Below are 3135 nucleotides of genomic sequence, written 5' to 3'. Positions count from 1 at the left end.
CGGCGGGCCCCGCGGTGCTCCCACCGGGCGCGCCGAGCGGGGGCGCCGAGCGGGGGCGCGCCTGTCGGAGGGGGTGGCCCCACCCTGACTTTCGACGGTGCCGCCGACCCGCCCCCGGTGTGTAGGTTCACCGGCATGGACCTCTCCGTACCGCGCGCGGGCCTCCGGCGTGCGCTGACCCCGCTCGGGGGGTGGCCCACCCGGGGCGCCGTCTGGCGCGACGTGCTGTTCGGGGCCGCGATCGCCGTCCTGTGCCTGGGGGAGATGCTCATCCGCTGGCGCGCCGGTGAGACGTCGGCCGCCGAGGCGCTCACCACCGCGTCCGCCGCGGTGGCGCTGACCGCGCTGACCGTGGTGCTCTGCCGCCTCTACCCGCTGCTCGCCCTGACCGTGGCGCTGCTCGGCTCGTTCTGGGTGTACGGCTTCGGCGTCCTGCTGCTGTGCGTCGCCTACCTGGTGGGCCGCCGCCTCCCCACGGTGTGGTCGGCGCTGGCGCTCTTCACGTCCGTGACCGTCCTGTGGACGGCGGTCGGAGCGCTGCTGTGGCCCGAGGCGCCCGCGGCGTGGCCCGCCACCGTGAGCACCGTCGTGTTCACCCTCGTGCTCCCCTGGCTGGTGGGCGTCTACCGGCGCCAGCACGTGGCCCTGGCCGAGGCCGGATGGGAGCACGCCCGCCAGCTCCAGCGCGAGCACCGCCTCACCGTCGACGAGGCCAGGCTCCGCGAGCGCTCCCGCATCGCCCAGGACATGCACGACTCCCTAGGCCACGAGCTCAGCCTCATCGCCCTGCGCGCCGGGGCCCTGGAGGTCAGCCCCGACCTGGACCAGGAGCACCGCCGCTCCGCGTCCGAGCTGCGGATCACCGCGGTCGAGGCCACCCGCAGCCTGCGGGAGATCATCGGCGTGCTGCGCGCCGACACCGAACCCGCGCCCATGTCCCCCGCGGGCGAGGGCGTTCCCGCGCTGGTCGAGCGCGTCCGCGACTCCGGCATGCGGGTCGTGCTGGTGCGCGACGGGGACACCGGCGGCCTGCCGCCGATGGTGGACCGCGCGGTCCACCGGGTCGTCCAGGAATCCCTCACCAACGCCGCCAAGTACGCCCCCGGCGCCGACGTGACCGTGTGGCTGACCGCGAGCGGGGAGCGGGTGGAGGCCAGGGTCACCAACTCCGCGCCCCCCGAGCCGTGCCCCGACACCGGTCCGGGCGGCAGGCGCGGACTCATCGGGCTGCGCGAGCGCGTCCGCCTGACCGGGGGCTCCTTCGCCGCCGGGCCGAACGGCGACGGCGGCTGGGAGGTCTGCGCGATCATGCCGCTGGACGGCACCGCCGGGGCGGGGCCCGACGAGGACGGGGAGGCGGCCCAGATCGACCAGCTCCAGCTCGCCGCCCACCGCCGGGTGCGCGGCTGGACGATGGCCCTGGCCCTGGTACCGGTCACCGCCGCCGTGGCGCTCGTGCTCGGGCTGGGATGGATCGGCGTCACGAACATGGAGAGCAGCACCCTGACCCCCGAGGAGTTCGCCGACCTGACCGTCGGCGACCCCCAGACCGAGGTCGAGGAGGCCCTGCCGCCGAACTCGGTGTACATGGACGCGAGCGTCCTGGCGCAGGACGCCGTCCCCCCGGGCGCCACATGCAGCTACTACCGCAGCAACGGCGTGTTCCTCGGCGAGGAGACGGTCTTCTACCAGCTGTGCTTCTCCGAGGGGCGCCTGCTGACCAAGGGCGAGGCGCCGCTACGGTGACCACGCGAACCCGCTGCGGACACAGGGAAGAGGGACACACGTGATCAGGGTGCTGCTCGCCGACGACGAGGCGATGATCCGCGCCGGGGTGCGGGCGATCCTGCGCAGCGACCCGGAGATCGACGTGGTGGCCGAGGCCGCCGACGGCCGCGAGGCCGTGGACCTGGTGCTCTCCCACCGCCCCGACGTGGCGCTGCTGGACATCCGGATGCCCCGGATGGACGGCCTCGCCGCCACGGCGGAGATCCGCAGGGTCGCGCCCGGGACCGCCGTGGTCATCCTCACCACCTTCGGGGAGGACAGCTACATCTCCCAGGCGCTCGGCGGCGGCGCCAGCGGCTTCCTGCTCAAGGCGGGCGACCCGCGCGAGCTGATCGCCGGGGTGCACGCGGTCGCCGACGGAGGCGCCTACCTGTCCCCCCAGGTGGCGCGCCAGGTCATCGCCCGGTTCGGCGGGCCCCGGGCCGCCCGGGAAGCGGCGGCCGTCGCCCGGGTCGAGGAGCTCACCCAGCGCGAGCGCGAGGTGCTGGCCCTGGTGGGGACGGGCCTGTCCAACGCCGACATCGCCGACCGGCTGTTCCTCGTGGAGGGCACCGTCAAGAGCTACGTCAGCGCCATCCTCAACCGGCTGGAGATGCGCAACAGGGTCCAGGCGGCCATCCTCGCCCACGAGGCCGGACTCGTGGACACCTCCGCCACCTGACCCGGTGCCGGGCGGACCGGCCGCGATGGGGGAGACTGGGGAGCATGGACGACGCGTGGCTGGAAGCCGCCTGGCGCGGCCTCGCCGGGGACGGACCCGAGGCGGTGGCGGTCGGCGCCGAACTCCTGGGCCGCTGGAACGAGCCGCACCGCCGCTACCACACGCCCGCCCACCTGGAGGCCGTGCTGCGCGCGGTCGACCTGCTGCTCCGCGAGGAGAGGGTGCGCGACGCCGACCTGGTGCGCTACGCGGTCTGGTTCCACGACGCCGTCTACGAGGGGGTCCCGGGCCGCGACGAGCGCGAGAGCGCGGGGCTCGCCGAGCGGCTGCTGCCCCTGACGGGGATGGGGACCGCGCGGGTCCGCGAGGTCGTGCGCCTGGTCGGGGTGACCGCGACGCACCGGCCGAGCAGGTGGGACGCCGACGGCGCGGTGCTCTGCGACGCCGACCTGTCGGTGCTGGCCGCCCCGGCCGACGAGTACCTGGCCTACGCCACGGCGGTGCGCGCCGAGTACCGGCACGTTCCCGACGGGGACTTCCGCGCGGGCCGGACCGCGGTGCTGCGGTCGCTGCTGGAGGCGCCGCACCTGTTCCACACCCCGGCCGGGCGGTCGCGCTGGGAGGCGCGGGCCCGGGTGAACGCGCTCGCCGAACTCGACCGGCTGAACGCCCCGCCCCCGGTGGCG

Annotated in this window: 3 protein-coding genes; all 3 read left to right on the top strand. The window is 75.6% G+C overall.

The window, feature by feature from the left end:
- The first annotated feature begins 135 nt into the window (after positions 1-135).
- The gene (locus tag DQW06_RS04175; RefSeq protein ID WP_013151832.1) at positions 136-1746 is read left to right on the top strand and encodes a sensor histidine kinase; all 1611 of its coding nucleotides are present in this window, start codon (positions 136-138) and stop codon (positions 1744-1746) included.
- 40 nt (positions 1747-1786) lie between these two features.
- Positions 1787-2449 carry a response regulator transcription factor gene (locus DQW06_RS04170; RefSeq protein WP_117197991.1) on the top strand — a complete coding sequence of 221 codons (663 nt, stop codon included), beginning with the start codon at positions 1787-1789 and terminating at the stop codon, positions 2447-2449.
- Between the two features lie 44 nt (positions 2450-2493).
- On the top strand, positions 2494-3135 hold a 642-nt coding region (locus DQW06_RS04165; RefSeq protein ID WP_117197990.1), incomplete at its 3' end, for a metal-dependent phosphohydrolase.

Origin of the sequence: Nocardiopsis sp. TNDT3 (assembly GCF_003427465.1) — a bacterium.
GTDB lineage: Bacteria > Actinomycetota > Actinomycetes > Streptosporangiales > Streptosporangiaceae > Nocardiopsis > Nocardiopsis dassonvillei.
The sequence above is the reverse complement of the archived record's forward strand: the minus strand, read 5'-3'. Positions and strand labels throughout refer to the sequence as shown.

Excerpts from the sequence above, each read along its gene's own strand:
- DQW06_RS04175 (WP_013151832.1), top strand. The coding sequence starts at position 136 with ATGGACCTCTCCGTACCGCGCGCGGGCCTCCGGCGTGCGCTGACCCCG.